15 protein-coding genes and 1 tRNA gene are annotated in these 15,480 nt (G+C 61.9%); 8 read left to right on the top strand and 8 right to left on the bottom strand.

Annotation, left to right across the window (positions count from 1 at the left end):
* Positions 1 to 112 precede the first annotated feature (112 nt).
* Positions 113 to 472, top strand: coding sequence for a DUF1428 domain-containing protein (locus tag ACL9RI_RS18785; protein ID WP_422728022.1), 360 nt, complete (start codon positions 113 to 115; stop codon positions 470 to 472).
* On the opposite strand, the gene pabB is transcribed toward ACL9RI_RS18785, so the two are convergent.
* From pabB to ACL9RI_RS18770, 3 genes are all read right to left on the bottom strand, one after another.
* Positions 469 to 2,301: an aminodeoxychorismate synthase component I gene (pabB, locus tag ACL9RI_RS18780; RefSeq protein ID WP_422728021.1), complete on the bottom strand. Its 1,833-nt coding sequence runs from the start codon at positions 2,299 to 2,301 to the stop codon at positions 469 to 471. The two genes, ACL9RI_RS18785 and pabB, sit on opposite strands and share 4 nt — an antisense overlap.
* A 21-nt stretch (positions 2,302 to 2,322) precedes the next feature.
* A complete protein-coding gene (slmA, locus tag ACL9RI_RS18775) occupies positions 2,323 to 2,898 on the bottom strand; it encodes a nucleoid occlusion factor SlmA (RefSeq protein ID WP_422728020.1) in 576 nt (191 codons plus the stop codon).
* 103 nt (positions 2,899 to 3,001) lie between these two features.
* A complete protein-coding gene (locus tag ACL9RI_RS18770) occupies positions 3,002 to 3,736 on the bottom strand; it encodes a pyrimidine 5'-nucleotidase (RefSeq protein ID WP_422728019.1) in 735 nt (244 codons plus the stop codon).
* Between the two features lie 44 nt (positions 3,737 to 3,780).
* Between ACL9RI_RS18770 and ACL9RI_RS18765 the strand changes: the two genes are divergently transcribed.
* Positions 3,781 to 4,689 carry a TraB/GumN family protein gene (locus ACL9RI_RS18765; protein ID WP_422728018.1) on the top strand — a complete coding sequence of 303 codons (909 nt, stop codon included), beginning with the start codon at positions 3,781 to 3,783 and terminating at the stop codon, positions 4,687 to 4,689.
* A gap of 272 nt (positions 4,690 to 4,961) precedes the next feature.
* Here ACL9RI_RS18765 and ACL9RI_RS18760 read toward each other — a convergent pair.
* Both ACL9RI_RS18760 and argB read right to left on the bottom strand, forming a co-directional pair.
* A tRNA-Thr gene (locus ACL9RI_RS18760) sits at positions 4,962 to 5,036 on the bottom strand.
* Positions 5,037 to 5,077: 41 nt separating this feature from the next.
* On the bottom strand, positions 5,078 to 5,971 hold the full coding sequence (gene argB, locus ACL9RI_RS18755; protein WP_422728128.1) for an acetylglutamate kinase: 894 nt from the start codon (positions 5,969 to 5,971) through the stop codon (positions 5,078 to 5,080).
* A gap of 231 nt (positions 5,972 to 6,202) precedes the next feature.
* Here argB and ACL9RI_RS18750 point away from each other — a divergent pair, with 231 nt between their 5' ends.
* The 3 genes from ACL9RI_RS18750 (at position 6,203) to ACL9RI_RS18740 (ending at position 10,732) form a co-directional block, all read left to right on the top strand.
* Entirely contained in the window at positions 6,203 to 6,406 is a 204-nt protein-coding gene (locus ACL9RI_RS18750; protein ID WP_422728017.1) for a cysteine-rich CWC family protein, read from the top strand.
* A 95-nt stretch (positions 6,407 to 6,501) separates the two neighbouring features.
* A complete protein-coding gene (locus ACL9RI_RS18745; RefSeq protein WP_422728016.1) occupies positions 6,502 to 9,540 on the top strand; it encodes a response regulator in 3,039 nt (1,012 codons plus the stop codon).
* A gap of 31 nt (positions 9,541 to 9,571) precedes the next feature.
* Positions 9,572 to 10,732: an HD-GYP domain-containing protein gene (locus ACL9RI_RS18740; protein ID WP_422728015.1), complete on the top strand. Its 1,161-nt coding sequence runs from the start codon at positions 9,572 to 9,574 to the stop codon at positions 10,730 to 10,732.
* Here ACL9RI_RS18740 and ACL9RI_RS18735 read toward each other — a convergent pair.
* Together ACL9RI_RS18735 and ACL9RI_RS18730 are read right to left on the bottom strand one after the other, a co-directional pair.
* Positions 10,725 to 11,993, bottom strand: a complete 1,269-nt coding sequence (locus tag ACL9RI_RS18735; RefSeq protein WP_422728014.1) for an alpha/beta hydrolase family esterase — start codon at positions 11,991 to 11,993, stop codon at positions 10,725 to 10,727. The genes ACL9RI_RS18740 and ACL9RI_RS18735 overlap by 8 nt on opposite strands.
* 55 nt (positions 11,994 to 12,048) lie before the next feature.
* Entirely contained in the window at positions 12,049 to 12,474 is a 426-nt protein-coding gene (locus ACL9RI_RS18730) for a CopG family transcriptional regulator (RefSeq protein ID WP_422728013.1), read from the bottom strand.
* Between the two features lie 173 nt (positions 12,475 to 12,647).
* Here ACL9RI_RS18730 and ACL9RI_RS18725 point away from each other — a divergent pair, with 173 nt between their 5' ends.
* From ACL9RI_RS18725 to ACL9RI_RS18715, 3 genes are all read left to right on the top strand, one after another.
* Complete coding sequence (locus ACL9RI_RS18725; RefSeq protein WP_422728012.1) at positions 12,648 to 12,866, top strand: DUF1289 domain-containing protein; 219 nt, start codon at positions 12,648 to 12,650, stop codon at positions 12,864 to 12,866.
* A gap of 7 nt (positions 12,867 to 12,873) precedes the next feature.
* Complete coding sequence (locus tag ACL9RI_RS18720) at positions 12,874 to 13,791, top strand: MBL fold metallo-hydrolase (protein ID WP_422728011.1); 918 nt, start codon at positions 12,874 to 12,876, stop codon at positions 13,789 to 13,791.
* A gap of 103 nt (positions 13,792 to 13,894) precedes the next feature.
* Positions 13,895 to 14,848 carry an NAD(P)H-dependent flavin oxidoreductase gene (locus ACL9RI_RS18715; protein ID WP_422728010.1) on the top strand — a complete coding sequence of 318 codons (954 nt, stop codon included), beginning with the start codon at positions 13,895 to 13,897 and terminating at the stop codon, positions 14,846 to 14,848.
* Positions 14,849 to 14,895: 47 nt separating this feature from the next.
* Here the strand turns inward: ACL9RI_RS18715 and ACL9RI_RS18710 are convergent, their stop codons facing one another.
* The gene (locus ACL9RI_RS18710; RefSeq protein WP_422728009.1) at positions 14,896 to 15,477 is read right to left on the bottom strand and encodes a hypoxanthine-guanine phosphoribosyltransferase; all 582 of its coding nucleotides are present in this window, start codon (positions 15,475 to 15,477) and stop codon (positions 14,896 to 14,898) included.
* Between the last annotated feature and the right edge of the window lie 3 nt (positions 15,478 to 15,480).

Here is a 15,480-nt window from a genome sequence, read left to right as displayed (position 1 = left end):
GGCCGCTGGCCTGCTTCTTTTATTTTATTTCGTTGCCGTGCTTGTTGTATTGCTATCGCTGTCCTAAGCTGTCTGTTCTGCTTCTTTAACAACAACAGTCGAGGAGATCATCATGGCGTATGTCGATGGATTTGTTGTACCCGTACCCAAAGCCAAGCTTGACGCCTATCTGGCCATGTCGCGCACCTGCGGCGCCATCTGGCGTGAACTGGGCGCGCTGGAATTTCGCGAATGCGTGGGCGACGATGTCAAGCCGGGCAAGTGGACTTCGTTCCCGCAGGCGGTGGATTTGCAGGATGGCGAAGTGGTGGTGTTTTCCTGGATCATCTACGAATCGCGCGCCAAACGCGATGACATCAACGACAAGGTCATGAAAGACCCGCGCATGGCCGAGATGATGGACCCGGCCAAGATGCCGTTCGATGGCAAGCGGATGATCTACGGCGGTTACGAGATGCGCGTGGACGCCTAGCCAAACAGCTGCGCGGCCATCGCGCCGCGCAAGGCATTGCAGACGACGATGGCTTCCGCTTCGGCCAGCATGGTCCGCGTGATGACGGTTTCCCGCGCATCCCAGGCCGGGTCGGCCAGCATGGCGGCGCGCTGTACGCCGGGCAGCAGGCCGCAGGACAGGGGCGGCGTATGCCAGCGGCCCTCCAGCTTGACGAACACATTGCTGCGCCCGCCCTCCGTCAATTCATCGCGCTCGTTAAAGAACAGCATGTCGAAGCAGCCTTGCACCTCGGCCGTGCGCCAGGCGGCGTCATAGCGCGTGCGCACGCTGCTCTTGTGGCGCAGGAACAGGTCATCCGCCGTCGTGGGCTCGGTTGCCAGCATGACTTTCACGATTGCTGGCAACGGCAGCAGCGCACCGCTTTGCACCGTGAACCTGCCATCGTGGCGCAGCGCCAGGCGCAGGCGGAACGGCGCATCGTCAGGGCGCGCTGCACATGCTTCCTGCAGGGCGGCGCGGGCGGCGTTGCCGTCCCATTGAAAGCCGAAATAGGCGGCGGATGTCGCCAGGCGGGACAGATGACGCTCTTGCTGGCGGCAGCCACCGACACGGCTGGCGTGCAAGGTTTCAAACAGTTCGAATTCGTTGACCAAGCCCGTCAAAAAGCGCGCCTTGAGCTGGCATTCCGCATATTCATCCTCTGCATCGCTGTCGTAGACGATACCGGCGCCCACGCCCATTTCGCCGCGCTGGACACCATCGCCCCCCGGCGCTTGCAGGGCCAGCGTGCGGATCGGCACCGACAGGCAAAAGTCGCCTACCTGGCCAGCCACGGTGGGCGGGTCGAACCAGCCGATGGCGCCCGTGTAGATACCGCGCGGCGCCGGTTCCAGTTCGGCGATGATTTCCATGGTGCGCCGCTTGGGCGCGCCCGTGATCGAACCGCACGGGTAGAGCGCCTGGAAGATGTCTGCCAGGCTGGCGTCTTCGCGCAGGCGGGCCTGCACGGTGGAGGTCATTTGCAGCACGCTGCTGTAGCGCTTGACCTCGAACAGGGCCGGCACGCTGACGGTGCCGGTGGCCGCGATACGCCCGATGTCGTTGCGCAGCAGGTCGACGATCATCAGGTTTTCGGCGCGGTTCTTCGGGTCCAGCGACAGCGCCTGCGCGCGGCGCGCATTTTCTTCGACCTGTTCGGCCGGTGCGGCCGGCGCCGTGCCCTTCATGGGCCGTGCCGTCAATGCGCCCTGCGCATGGCGCACGAACAGTTCGGGCGACAGCGACAGCAGCGCGCCGCCATCGGGCAGCAGCAGCAGCGCGCCATACGGCACCGGCTGGCGCGCGCGCAGCCGCGCATACAGGGCCAGCGGCGAACCGAAGGCGTCGAAGCGCAAGCGGTAGGTGTAGTTGACCTGGTAGGTGTCGCCGGCGGCGATGTAGTCGTGGATGCGGCTCAGTGCGCGCGTGAATTCGGCCTGGCCGACATTGGCGCTGATACCGGCGATACCGGCCGGCGCATCGTCTACCGGCGCGTGCTCTGCCAGCCACTGCGCCACGTCGTCCTGCGACAGCTGCTGGCAGTGTTCAAACACCAGTATCTGCGCCAGCGGAGGGGCTTCCGGCGCCGCCGGGCGTGCTGGCATGTCCAGCAGATGCGCCCCCAGTTCATAGCTGCACACGCTGACGGCATAATCACCACGCGCCAGCGCTGCCTGCATTTTTTCCAGCAGCGCCGGCCACGCATCGGCGGTCTCGCAGCGCAGCACTTCCACCAGGCCCGTGTAGAGGCGCGAGCCGGCGCCGGGGGCGCTGGCGTCGTCGAGCAGGGCGAAACAGTCGGGGTGCATGGAAACAGCTGTCAGGGCGGGTTAGCCCAGCAGCATGGCGATTTGCAGCGCCGCTTCCTGGGAGGGCTGGATCTTGAAGCCGCTCTTGGCATAGCGGTGCCAGCGGCCGATGACGAAACTGACCATCATGGTGGCGCGCGCCACCACTTCGCTTTCCTTGCCATGGCCTTCGGCCGCGGCCACGCGCAAGGACTGCTTGAGCGCCAGTTCCACGCGGTCGTAGAACTGGTTCATGCGCACTTGCAGGCGTTCGTCTTCATTGACCAGCGCATCGCCGATCAGCACGCGCGTCATGCCCGGATTGCTGGTGGAGAAGTTGAGCAGCATGCCGACGATGTCGCGCGTTTGCGTCATGCCGTCGCTATGCTTTTCCGCGATCTGGTTGATCAGGCCAAACACGCTCGATTCGATGAATTCGATCAGCCCTTCGAACATTTGCGCCTTGCTGGCGAAATGACGGTACAGGGCCGCTTCCGATACGGCCAGTCTGGCGGCCAGTGCGGCTGTGGTGATCTTTTCGCCTTTCGGCTGCTCCAGCATTGCGGCGAGGGCCTGAAGAATTTGTAGCCTGCGTTGGCCCGGCGGTGTACTTGCCATGTTTTCTCTTGTAGTTAAAAAAAAATGCTGCCTTGAGACAGATACGTTTAACCGCCGCTAGCGGCCCGGTTTCCGGCGTCAGCCGGAGCGGAGCATATCTGCTTCAACGCAGGCGATGAAGGCGGCGTACCAAATGCCGGACAGATTTTACTTTGACATCGACGTAAGCGGGGCGATTTAACGCTTTTGGCAATCTCGCCGCACCGATCGGATCGGCCATTTTCAGGTATTGCGTGACCCAGGCCGTGCGCAGGCCGATTTTCTTTGCGCCCTTCAGGTTAGCCAGGGTATCTTCCACCAGGATGCAGCTGCCGGGCCGGATGTGGTGCTTGCGCATCAGTTTGCGCAGCATCAGGGTCGATGGCTTGGGCCGCAGCTGGCGGTGCACATGCATCGCCTCGATGGCGATATGCTGTGAAAAATGCAGGTGCAGGCCCAGATGGCGCATCACGTCGCGTGAATAACGTTGCGGCGCGTTGGTCAGTAAAATTTTACGGCCAGGCAGGCGCCTGAGTAAAGTCCCCAATCCCCGTTCCGCACGTATCATGGCGGTCAAATCGTCGAAGGTGTGCGTTTCGTGCAAAAAATGCGCGGCCTGCACCTGGTGATGCTTGACCATGCCCAGCAAGGTGGCGCCATAGCGGCGCCAGTACGCGGCGCGCGCTGCATTGACTTCGGCGTCGCCTGCCGGCGTTACGCCATCGCCCAGCACGCGCGCAATATAGGTATTCATATTGGCCGTGATGGTGGGGAAGATGGCGTGCGACGCATTGTGCAAGGTGTTGTCGAGGTCAAACAGCCAGACAGGCGACGAGCGGTTAAGATGAGGCAGAGGCACGAGAGTCTTTGTTAGTGAATAAAAAATCAACGATCAGGAAAACCATGCGACGCCAGATTATAGTGATGTTCTGCGGATTATTCTTGCTGCCTTTGCCGGCAGCCTTTGCCGAGGCGCCGCCAGTGGCGCAAAACCGGGGCGCCCTGTTCAAGGTGCAGGACGCCAGCCATACCCTGTATTTGTTTGGCACCATCCATGTCGGCGCGCCCGATTTTTTTCCGCTTGAGCCACAAGTGACGCAGGCCTTGCAGAATGCCGGCGCGCTGGCAGTGGAAGTCGATATCGCCGGCGACCAGAAGGCCACCGTCGCTGCCGTGCTCAAATATGGCATGCTGGCGCCGGGCGAGGAATCAAAATATGTCTGCCGCCAGGCGCTGATGCCCCGTTTGACGCCGCTGTTGCAAAAATACGGCATGCCTGTTGAGGCGGTGGCGCCGATGAAACCGTGGATGCTGGCCAGCATGCTGGCGATCGGCGAGTTTGCCAGCCTGGGCTACAGCTCGGAACTGGCGGTCGATAATTATCTGTCGCAGCAGGCCAAGCTGCGCAAGATCCCCGTGGTGGAACTGGAATCGACGGAAAGCCAGCTGGCGCTGTTCGGCGCCATGACGCCCGACCAGCAGTGCCGCTTCCTGGAAGACGGCATTACGTCGATCAACGACGAGAATGAAAAGCAGGAAGCGCGCGAACTGGCATCAGCCTGGCGCACGGCCGACAAGGCAGCCTTCGAGCGCCTGGCGCACGAAATGGCCGCCGACCCCAGCTACGGCGCCCAGTTCATGCAAAAAGTCTTGCTGGAGGGCCGCAACCCCACCCTGGCCGACGGCATCGCCAAACTGCTGGCCCGTGAAAAGAACAGCCTGGCCGCCATCGGCGTGATGCACCTGGTGGGCGACAATAGCGTCCCGGATTTGCTGCGCCAGCGTGGTTTGAAGGTGGAGCGGGTGTATTAAACAGGGAGAGCAAGACAGAAGCCAGAGTAGACGCTGGCTATCGGATAGCAGAGCAGATGGAAAACTGTTCAGGGCAAGGCGTACTGCCGAAGACAGTACGCATGTACGGCGAGGCGATGCAAGGCCGCCATGGACAGTTTTTAGAGGAGAATAAACGACGCAGCAGATGGAGAAATGTTCAGGGCAAGGCGTACTGCCGAAGACAGTACGCATGTACGGCGAGGCAGTACAACGCCGCCATGGACATTTTTTCAGCTGCGGGGAGATAAAGTTGGTGCCCTTGACGTGGATTGAACACGTGGCCTCTCCCTTACCAAGGGAGTGCTCTACCACTGAGCTACAAGGGCAAAAAAATCGGCGCTGCAGACATCGCGCCGAGTTTATTTTTTTAGTGCGAACGGATCATAGTGCCAAAAGCCTGTTCGGTCAACACTTCCAGCAATAATGAGTGTTCAATGCGGCCATCGATGATGTGCACGGTGTTCACGCCGGACTTGGCGGCATCGAGTGCCGACGAGATTTTTGGCAGCATGCCGCCCGAAATCGTCCCGTCTGCGAACATTTCATCGATCTCGCGCGCCGACAGGTCGGTCACCAGATTGCCCTGCTTGTCCTGCACACCGGCGATGTTGGTCATCATGATCAGCTTTTCGGCTTTCAGGATTTCCGCGATCTTGCCCGCGACAACGTCGGCGTTGATGTTGTAGGCCTGGCCGTCCTGGCCAAAACCGATCGGCGAGATGATGGGAATGAAGGCGTCGTCCTGCAGCGCCTTGACGACGGCCGGGTTGATCGCGTCGATCTCGCCCACGAAACCGATGTCGAGGAATTCGCCCGGATGTTCGCGGTCCGGCATCTGCATCTTGCGCGCGCGGATCAGGCCGCCATCCTTGCCGGTCAGGCCGACTGCCTGGCCGCCGTAATGGTTGATCAGCATGACGATGTCTTGCTGGACTTCGCCGCCCAGCACCCACTCCACCACTTCCATGGTTTCTTCGTCGGTGATGCGCATGCCTTGCACGAAGCTGCCTTGCTTGCCGATTTTTTTCAGCGCGTTGTCGATCTGCGGTCCGCCGCCGTGCACCACTACCGGGTTCATGCCGACCAGCTTGAGCAGGATCACGTCGCGCGCGAAGCCGTGTTTCAGGCGTTCGTCGGTCATGGCGTTGCCGCCGTATTTGATGACGATGGTCTTGCCGTGGAAATTACGGATGTAGGGCAGGGCCTCGGCCAGAATCTGCGCCTTGATTTGCGGCGCAACCGCCGTCAAGTCGTCATTCATGTCCAGGTTCAAGTTAGCAAGTTGATTCATGGCGAGTCCGGAAAATAGATTTGTGAGATTTTACAGGGAAGAAGAAAATCTTGGAGGCATTATAGGACGATCTTGTTGTATTTTCCCTGAGCATCCTATAGTCTGGACCGATATGCTTCCCAGCCAGCCTTTTTACTGCTCCTTACATTTGCGTCATCTTTTGACTCCGCGCGTCACACAGTTATCAATTCATTACTTATCATGAGTCTGTGCACTCTTTGCGGCGTCCCTTTTCATTGCGGCCAGACTGATCCTGGCAGCATTGGCGCATGCTGGTGCATGGCCTTGCCGCCAGCCGTTCCCGTGCCGGGCAGCACCGCTATCGGCTGCTGGTGCCCGGCTTGCCTGCAAGCGCATATCGCAGCCCAGACTGCGCCTATCGTCCCGCCAACGTCCGTCAAATAAGCGCTACGGTTGTTGATTTATTTGCAAAATTACTTGCAAAGCGTAGCAGAGTCCGGTCAGACTTCGTTTTTAAGCGTTTCTGATAGGAAATAATCATGCGTTTCAGGGATATCCGCATCGGCGTGCGCATCAATGCGGGCTACGCCATCCTGATCGTGCTGATGCTGGTGGTGATCGTGCTCGCTGGCAGCCGCATCTATGCGATACGGGCCGAGAGCGACGCCATCCTGCAGCGCGACTGGGTTGCTGCCAAGGCTACCAGCAAGATCCATGCGCTGGCGCGCGAGGCGGCCACGCGCATCGTCAGCCTGCCCATCCAGCCCAGCGAGGAGCTGCGCCTTGAAAACCAGGCGCGGCTGGAAACGATCAAGCGCAATATCGACCGCCAGGTAGGCATACTCGAAGGTCTCGATACGCTGCCGGAAGAGCAGCGTTTGCTGGAGCAGGTGCATGGCGCGCGCGCCGAGTATTACGCTTCCTTGCAGCAGGTGTTCGCGCTGCTCGGCCAGGGCCGGCGCGCGGCGGCCGAGCAGGCCATGAAGACAGTGACCCTGCCCGTGCTGGAGCAGGTGCTGCTGTACGTGGGCCAGCTCGATCTCTTGCTGCAGCAGCAGATCCGCGACAGCGCGGCCAGGATACGCGGCGATATCGACACGTCCTTGTTCCTGATGGGCGGTATCGGCCTGGCGGCGTTATTGGTCGGCCTGGTGTTCGCCTGGTCGGCCCGCTCGATCACGCGCCCGCTGGGGCAGGCGGTGGCGATTGCCACGCGCGTGGCCAATGGCGACTTCAGCACCCATATCGAAGTGACCTCGCGCGACGAAACGGGCGAACTGATGCAGGCATTGAAAAACATGAGCACCAGCCTGGCGGTGGAACAGGACTTGCGCCACGCGGTGGAGGTGGCAGAAGACGCCACCAAGATGAAGTCCGATTTCCTGGCCAATATGTCGCATGAAATCCGCACGCCGATGAACGGCATCATCGGCATGACGCATCTGGCGCTGCAGACGGAACTGACGCCGACCCAGCGCAATTACCTGGAAAAGGTTGAATCGGCGTCGAAGAACCTGCTGGCCATCATTGACGACATCCTCGATTTTTCCAAGATCGAGGCTGGCAAGATGAGTTTTGAAAAAGTCGATTTTTACCTGGAAGACGTGCTGGCGCAGATTGCCGACCTGTCCGTGATGCGGGCCCAGGACAAGGGCCTGGAACTGCTGTTCGATATCGCCGCCGACGTGCCCAATGCGCTGCAGGGCGACCCGCTGCGCCTGGGCCAGGTGCTGATCAATCTCACCAACAACGCCATCAAATTTACGGAAAAGGGCGAGATCGTCGTCAGCATCCGCCTGCAGCAGCGCGATGACCATGCGGCCGTGCTGCGCGTCGATGTGCGCGATACGGGCATCGGCTTGACGCCTGCGCAGCGCAGCAAGCTGTTCCAGGCCTTTACGCAGGCCGACACCTCCACCACGCGCCACCATGGCGGCACCGGCCTGGGACTGACCATCAGCAAGCGCCTGGTGGAGATGATGGAAGGCGAGATCAACCTGGAAAGCGAAGCAGGCGTCGGCAGCACTTTTTATTTCACGGCCCGCTTCGGCCTGGCCGCCGTGCGGCGCGACAGCGTGCCTGTGCCGCCGTCGTTCAAGGGCTTGCGCGTGCTGGTGGTCGATGACAACCCGAGCGCGCGCGCCATCTTTACCGGCATGCTGGCGGCGCTCGGTTTCGAGGCGCAGGCTGTCTTGGGCGGTGTGCTGGCGATCGGCGCCGTGGCGCAGGCGCGCGCCGAGGGACGGCCGTATGGCCTGGTGCTGATGGACTGGAAAATGCCGGGCATGAATGGCCTCGACGCGCTGGCCGGTATCCGCGCCGACGCGGCCGGTGGCGATGCGCCGCCGGCCTGCATCATGGTCACTGCCTATCACCGTGAAGCGCTGCTGGAGGCGGCACACCAGCGCGGCTTGCCGCTCGATGGCGTCTTGAACAAGCCGGTCAGTCCATCGACCTTGCTCGACCAGATGGTGCAAGTGTTTGGCGGCGGCGCGGGGCAAAGCCGCAAGACGCAGCGCCAGAGCAGCTACAAGCATGACGCGCTGGCCTTGCGCGGCGCCTGGCTGCTGCTGGTGGAAGACAATGAGGTGAACCAGGAAGTGGCGCAGCAAATCCTCAGCGACGCCGGCATCCGTGTCGATATCGCCGGCAATGGCGCCATCGCGCTGGCGAAGATCGGCGAAAACGCCTATGACGGCGTGCTGATGGATTGCCAGATGCCGGTGATGGACGGCTACCAGGCCACGCGCAAGCTGCGCCAGGATGCGCGTTACGCCAGCCTGCCCGTGATCGCCATGACGGCCAACGCCATGGTCGGCGACAAGGAGAAATGCCTGGACGCCGGCATGAATGATTTCATCGCCAAGCCCATCGACGTGACGCAGCTGTTCGGCACCCTGGCGCGCTGGATCGCGCCGGCCAGGCCGCGGGACGTGGCCATGGCCGTAGCGGCGCCGGAAGCGGCTATGCCGGCGATCGTCGGCCTGAAGCTGGAAGACGCCTTGCGCCGCATGGGCGGCAATGCGGGATTGATGCGAAAATTGCTGGACCGCTTTGTCGAAACCCAGTTCGACGCGATGCAACGCATCGCTGCGGCCATCGAACATGGCCAGCGCGAGACGGCCATCCGCGAGGCGCACACGCTCAAGGGCCTGGCCGGCAATATCGGCGCCGCCAGCCTGGCCGACAGCGCGGCGCGTGTCGAACATTTGCTGAGCCTGGACTCGCACGACGGCTTGCCGCAGGCGCTGGCCGCCTGCTCCCAGGCCCTGGATGAGCTGGTTCCGCGGATCGCCCAGGCCACGCAGCTGCGGGCTACACCGGCAGAGCAGGCCGGCGGGACGGTAATGCCGGTCGACCTGGCCAGCCTGGAAGCGGACTTGCGCGAGTTGTCGCAACTGCTGCAGCAGGACGATGCGCAAGCCGTCAAGCACCTTGAGGGCATCGCGCCGGTGCTGGTGGCGGCCGGCCAGGCCGAACATGCGCGCCGCCTGAGGCGGATGCTGGGGCAATACGATTTTGAGGGCGCGCTGGTGCAGCTGAACGAAGTGGCCGCGGAACTGGAACTGACACTGTGACAAGGACAAACATGAAGAATGAAGGACGGGCATGAAAGCCTTGAACAGCAAGCATGGCAAGCCGACCATCCTGGTGGTCGATGACACGCCCGACAATATTGATTTGCTGCGCGCCGTGCTGGAAAACGATTACCGCACCAAGATCGCCGTGAATGGCGAACGCGCCCTGAAGATCGCCGCAGGCGCGGACCAGCCGGACCTGATCCTGCTCGATATCATGATGCCGGGCATGAGCGGCTACGACGTGTGCCGCGCGCTGAAGGCCGATCCTGCCACCGTTGACATCCCCGTGATGTTTGTCACGGCCATGAGCGAAGTGGCCGACGAGCAGCTGGGCCTGTCGCTGGGCGCCGTCGATTACATCACCAAGCCGATTTCGGCGCCCATCGTGCTGGCGCGTATCAAGACGCAGCTGGCCATGAAGCGCATGCAGGATTTCTTGCGCGACCAGAATCACTACCTGGAAACTGAAGTGGAGCGCCGCGTGCAGGAGATCAAGGCGCTGCAGGACGTGACCATCCATGCGATGGCCTCGCTGGCCGAGACGCGCGACAGCGAGACGGGCAACCATATCCGCCGCACCTCGCACTACCTGAAGGCGCTGGCGGAAAAAGTGCGCGAGCTGCCCCGTTTCCGCGATTTTTTGACCGACAAGACGATCGAGATGCTGTTCAAGACGGCGCCGCTGCACGACATCGGCAAGGTGGGCATTCCTGATCATATCCTGCTCAAGCCGGGCCGCTTCGAGCCGCACGAAATGGCCATCATGAAGACCCATACCACCCTGGGCTACAACGCCATCCTGTCGGCGGAACGGGAACTGGGCATCGAAGTCGATTTCCTCAGGCTGGCCAAGGAAATCGCCTACAGCCACCATGAAAAATGGGATGGCAGCGGTTATCCGCAAGGGCTGGCCGGCGAAGACATCCCCATCGCGGCGCGCCTGATGGCGCTGGCCGACGTGTACGACGCCCTGATCAGCCGGCGCGTCTACAAGACGGGCATGGACCACGCGCACGCCGTGCAGATCATCGTCGAGGGACGCGGCACGCATTTCGATGCCGAGATCGTCGACGCCTTCTTGCAGATCCAGGACCAGTTCATCGCGATTTCAAACCGCTATGCGGACGGCGTATCCGAGATCGCCGCCAAGCAGAAGCAGCTGGCGCCGATGGCAGAAACAATCAGCTGACGGTTTTAAAGAAGCGCATCATCTCGCGGCTGGCGTCGGGGCCCCTGGCGTCCGTGTAAGTGCCGCTGGCATCGCCGCCCGACCAGGCGTGGCCTGCGCCGTGGATGACCCAGTATTCGCCCAGCGGCGAGCCGTCGGCCTGGCTGTGCGTGGTGCGCGTGTAGCGGTGGCCATTCGGTACGCTGCCATCGGTGGATGCGGCCCTGGCCGCCTTGCCGCCTTCCTGGCTGCGCACGCCCTGGGCGATCAGTTCATCGCCGTTGCGCAGGTGGACGGTGGTGTCGCGGTCGCCGTGGAAGACGATGATGGGTACGCCGCCGGCCGGCGCCTTGCGTTTCGGGTCCGGCATGGCGCCGCCCTTCATCGCCGCCAGCGCCGACGGCAAGTCTTGCGCCGAGGCGAAGGGCAAGCCTGAATGCACACCCACGGCGGCAAACACTTCCGGATACAGGGTGCCGACGATGACGGCCATGGCGCCACCCGCCGACAGGCCGGCGACGAACACTTCGCGTTCATTGACCGGATACTCGTCGATGATCTGCTGCGCGATGCCGGCGATGATCGACGGTTCGCCCTGGCCGCGCTGCTGGTCGATCGCATTGAACCAGTTCCAGCAGCGCGAACTGTTGGCGCCCTGCGCCTGCGCCGGGTAGACCACGAAACACTGCTTTTCCTCGGCCAGCGCATTCATTTGCGTGCCGGCCGCGAAATCGTCGGGGTTTTGCGTGCAGCCGTGCAGCATCACGACCAGCGGCATCGCCTGGCCATGGTAGCTGCTGGGGATGTACAGCTTGTAGTTGCGCGACCCGGCATGGTTGCGGTAGCTGCCATCGATGAATTGCGCACCGGGCGGCAGTGGCGCCGGTGTCGCGGCGGGCGCGCCAAAGCCGGGCGGCTGGAAGTTCGGCATCTCGAAACTGGGCATGTCGAAGCCGTGCTGGCCCATGCGCGCCATGAAATCCTGGGCCATGGTATGCGCCGCCGATTGGGGCGTTTGCACCGCTTCCTGTGTTGATGATGCAGCCTCCTGTGACGCTGCGCCTGCCGGTGGCGGATTGATATCGTGCATGGTGCGCGCCTGCGGCGCATCGGCCGCCTGCGGTGCGGCGGCGCCTGGCGCCAGGCCGGCCGCAGCCAGTGCGCGCTGGATTGTTTCAGTGGCGATGGCGGCGTTGTTGGCCATACCGCTGCCAGTAGTGCCACCCATCAGATTACGGGTTGCCGCGCGCATTTGCGCCAGCATGTCTTGAGCTAGTTTCATGTCCATCCTTTATCGTGACCGCGTAGAAGCTGGACTATCCGCCACCACCGCTACGCTAGTGAATTCGCCCTGCAAGGGCGGCTTTGACGACGGCGCTGGCCTGCAGCGCGCCTAATACGAAAATCGATTCAATCGTGGCCAGTGCCAGTTCCACCGAGACGTCGCTGGCGATGCTGGCCATGCCCAGCACCTGGATCTGCAAACGCTGGCCTGCCGCCTGGATCGCTTCCAGGTCCGCGCGTGAATAGTGCTGCATGCCCAGCACCAGGCTGCGGCGGGCCACGGTCTGCTTGACCACCTCCGCGTGCGTGCCCAGCTGGTTGCGGATCGCCGTGCGTATCAAGTCCGTGCGGTTGGAATAAAACCCTTCCTGCACCAGCAAATCAATCTGGCCCAGGTCGATCATACCCAGATTGATGGTGATTTTTTCCGATTCCGCAATTTTGGGTTTGCTGTCCTGCTTAGGTTCTGGCTTGCTCATAGCGCTCCATATACTCCACGTGGCATCCAATCGCCATCTGTATGGATGGTATTATAGTAGTGAAATAAATCAAGTCAAGTCGGACCCAGGCTTTTGATGACATGGCGTTTGCTCCTACAGCGCCTTGGAAAACCATTTCGCGGCATAATGGATACTTATCTTTAGCAATTTTGATGATGGCCGATACCGCATCCGTACTTCCTTCCGCTTTGTCTTCCCCGGTGCCATCGCCGTGCGTCAGCCTGTGCAAGATGAACCGCGACAGCGGCCTGTGCGAAGGCTGCCTGCGCACGCTCGATGAAATCATCGCCTGGGGCAAGGCCGACGATGATTTCAAGCGCGCCGTCTGGGCCCAGCTGCCCCAGCGCGACGCCATGCTTGATTTCGACTGAGGACACGATGCCGCCCGCGCTGTTACCGGACTCCATACAGGTATTCGAGCGAGGCTGGCTATCGTCGAATAACATCCTGCTGCACGGGCGCGACGACGCCGCCCTGATCGACAGCGGCTACGTGACGCATGCACCGCAGACCCTGGCCCTGCTGCGCCACAGCCTGGGCGGGCGTCCGCTCGACCGCCTGTTCAACACCCACCTGCATTCCGACCATTGCGGCGGCAACGCGCTGCTGCAAGCCCATTACGGCTGCCATACCGCCATTCCCGCGTCGGAAGCGGACAAGGTGCGTCACTGGGACGTGGACGCGCTCAGTTTCAAGGCCACGGGCCAGCAGTGCGCACGCTTTGGCTTTGAGGCTACCGTCTCGCCCGGCGACAGATTGATGTTGGCCGATATGGAATGGCAGGCGCTGGGCGCTCCCGGCCACGACCCGCATTCCCTGATTTTTTACTGTGCCCAGGAAGGCGTGCTCGTTTCCGCCGACGCCTTGTGGGAAAACGGCTTTGGCGTGATCTTTCCCGAGCTCGATGGCGGCTCCGGTTTTGCCGAGGCGCGCGCCACGCTGGACCTGATCGACAGCCTGGATGTGTCGGTGGTGATCCCCGGTCATGGACGCGTTTTTAACGATGTAGGCGGCGCCCTGGAGCGCGCCTATTCACGGCTGGACTACCTGTCGTCGGACCCGGTGCGCAATGCGCAGAACGCCATCAAGGTGCTGCTGAAATTCCTGCTGCTGGAACGCCAGCGCATTCTGGTCGCCGACGTGCCGGCCCTGCTGCGCGGCATGCCCCTGTTCGGGGAGGCGAACAGGCGCTTCCTGCACCAGGAAACCATCGCCTTGGCTGACTGGGCCGTATCGCAATTGGTCAAAGCCAAGGCGGCACGTATTGAGAGTGAGTACTTGCTTAATGAAATTTGAATCGGATGGCAGTTAAATTCAGCACGATCGTACTTTTTTTAATCTATAATCGTTGCTCTGGTGTTTAATGCTTTCATCCGATTAACTTTTAAGCGAGTCTGTTATGGCACTGCCTGTAGCGTTGCAAAACCTGTCTCTTCCCGTTATCGGTTCGCCGCTCTTCATCGCCAGCGGACCTGCCCTCGTCGCGGCCCAGTGCAAGGCCGGCATCGTCGGTTCCTTCCCGGCCCTGAACGCGCGTCCTGCCGAATTGCTCGACACCTGGCTGACGGAACTGCAAGCAGAACTGGCCGCTTTCCAGGCTGCCAACCCCGATAAAAAAGTCGGGCCGATCGCCGTCAACCAGATCGTGCACCAGTCGAACGACCGCCTGGCGCATGACGTGGAAATCTGCGTCAAGCACCAGGTGCCCATCATCATTTCGTCCCTGCGCGCGCCGCCAAAAGAGATGCTGGACGCCATCCACAGCTACGGCGGCATCGTGCTGCATGACGTGGTCTCGATCCGCCACGCGCAAAAGGCGCTGGAAGCGGGCGTCGATGGCTTGATCCTGGTGGCCAGCGGCGCCGGCGGGCATGCGGGCACCCTGTCGCCGTTCGCGCTGGTCGGTGAAGTGCGCAAATTCTTTGACGGTCCGCTGGCGCTGTCAGGCTCGATTGCCACCGGCGACGCCGTGCTGGCCGCGCAGGCGATGGGCGCCGACTTTGCCTACATCGGCTCGCGCTGGCTGGCGACGAAGGAATCGAACGTCAGCGACAGCTACCGCGATGCGATTGTCGAATCCGCAGCGGCAGATATCGTCTACACGAATCTGTTCACCGGCGTACACGGTAACTACCTGAAAAAATCCATCGTCGCGGCCGGACTCGATCCGGACGCGCTGCCTGAGGCAGACAAGAGCTCGATGAACTTTGGTTCGGGCAGCGCCAAGGCCTGGCGCGATATCTGGGGCGCCGGCCAGGGCGTGGGCTTGATGGATGACGTGCCGACGGTGGCCGAGATGGTGGCGCGCCTGAAGGCGGAATACGATGCGGCGCGCGCGCGGCTGAAACTGTAAGGGTAGTGCAGGATGACGCGGCATACCGCGTCATCCTGTAAATACGATCACTCCTGCTTCAAATCCTCGGGCTTGATCGCCCACAGGCCTGGCAGGTTGCGCCAGTAGCCGTAAGCGTCCATGCCGAAGCCGACCACGAAACGGTTCGGGATCACCAGGCCGACGATATCGGCTTGCACGGGTTTCTTCTTGCCGATGGCCTTGTCGGCAAACACTGCCAGGATCACTTCGGCGGCGCCCATGTCGAGCAGGCGCTGCTTGACGTGCGCCAGGGTTTCGCCTTCGTCGAGAATATCGTCGAGCACGATCACGGTGCGGCCCGCCACGTTCGAGCGGGGGATGACTTTCCACACCACTTCGCCCCCCTTGTCGTCGTCGCCGTAGCGGCTCACGTGAATGTAGTCGAATTCGAGCGGAAAGCTCAGCTGCGGCAGCAGATTGCCCGTAAATACGACGGCGCCGCCCATCACGCCCAGCACCAGCGGGAACTCTTTCGAGTCTTCGGCGTTGAAGCGCGTATTGAGCACGTCGGCCATGCGCGTGATGGACGCTTGCACGGCGTCCTGGTCGAACAGCAGTTCCGCGTTCTTGATCAGGTCACGGGCACGGTTGTGGTGAAATTCTTGCATGGA

The organism is Janthinobacterium sp. Mn2066, from assembly GCF_049319705.1.
GTDB lineage: Bacteria > Pseudomonadota > Gammaproteobacteria > Burkholderiales > Burkholderiaceae_D > Janthinobacterium.
Note: the sequence above shows the minus strand (reverse complement) of the source record. Positions and strands in the feature narration are given on the sequence as shown.

Coding starts and splice junctions, on each gene's coding strand:
- ACL9RI_RS18765 (WP_422728018.1), top strand. CDS start 3,781: ATGCGACGCCAGATTATAGTGATGTTCTGCGGATTATTCTTGCTGCCT.
- ACL9RI_RS18715 (WP_422728010.1), top strand. CDS start 13,895: ATGGCACTGCCTGTAGCGTTGCAAAACCTGTCTCTTCCCGTTATCGGT.
- slmA (WP_422728020.1), bottom strand. CDS start 2,898: ATGGCAAGTACACCGCCGGGCCAACGCAGGCTACAAATTCTTCAGGCC.
- ACL9RI_RS18720 (WP_422728011.1), top strand. CDS start 12,874: ATGCCGCCCGCGCTGTTACCGGACTCCATACAGGTATTCGAGCGAGGC.
- ACL9RI_RS18785 (WP_422728022.1), top strand. CDS start 113: ATGGCGTATGTCGATGGATTTGTTGTACCCGTACCCAAAGCCAAGCTT.
- pabB (WP_422728021.1), bottom strand. CDS start 2,301: ATGCACCCCGACTGTTTCGCCCTGCTCGACGACGCCAGCGCCCCCGGC.
- argB (WP_422728128.1), bottom strand. CDS start 5,971: ATGAATGACGACTTGACGGCGGTTGCGCCGCAAATCAAGGCGCAGATT.
- ACL9RI_RS18750 (WP_422728017.1), top strand. CDS start 6,203: ATGAGTCTGTGCACTCTTTGCGGCGTCCCTTTTCATTGCGGCCAGACT.
- ACL9RI_RS18735 (WP_422728014.1), bottom strand. CDS start 11,993: ATGAAACTAGCTCAAGACATGCTGGCGCAAATGCGCGCGGCAACCCGT.
- ACL9RI_RS18725 (WP_422728012.1), top strand. CDS start 12,648: ATGATGGCCGATACCGCATCCGTACTTCCTTCCGCTTTGTCTTCCCCG.
- ACL9RI_RS18745 (WP_422728016.1), top strand. CDS start 6,502: ATGCGTTTCAGGGATATCCGCATCGGCGTGCGCATCAATGCGGGCTAC.
- ACL9RI_RS18710 (WP_422728009.1), bottom strand. CDS start 15,477: ATGCAAGAATTTCACCACAACCGTGCCCGTGACCTGATCAAGAACGCG.
- ACL9RI_RS18740 (WP_422728015.1), top strand. CDS start 9,572: ATGAAAGCCTTGAACAGCAAGCATGGCAAGCCGACCATCCTGGTGGTC.
- ACL9RI_RS18730 (WP_422728013.1), bottom strand. CDS start 12,474: ATGAGCAAGCCAGAACCTAAGCAGGACAGCAAACCCAAAATTGCGGAA.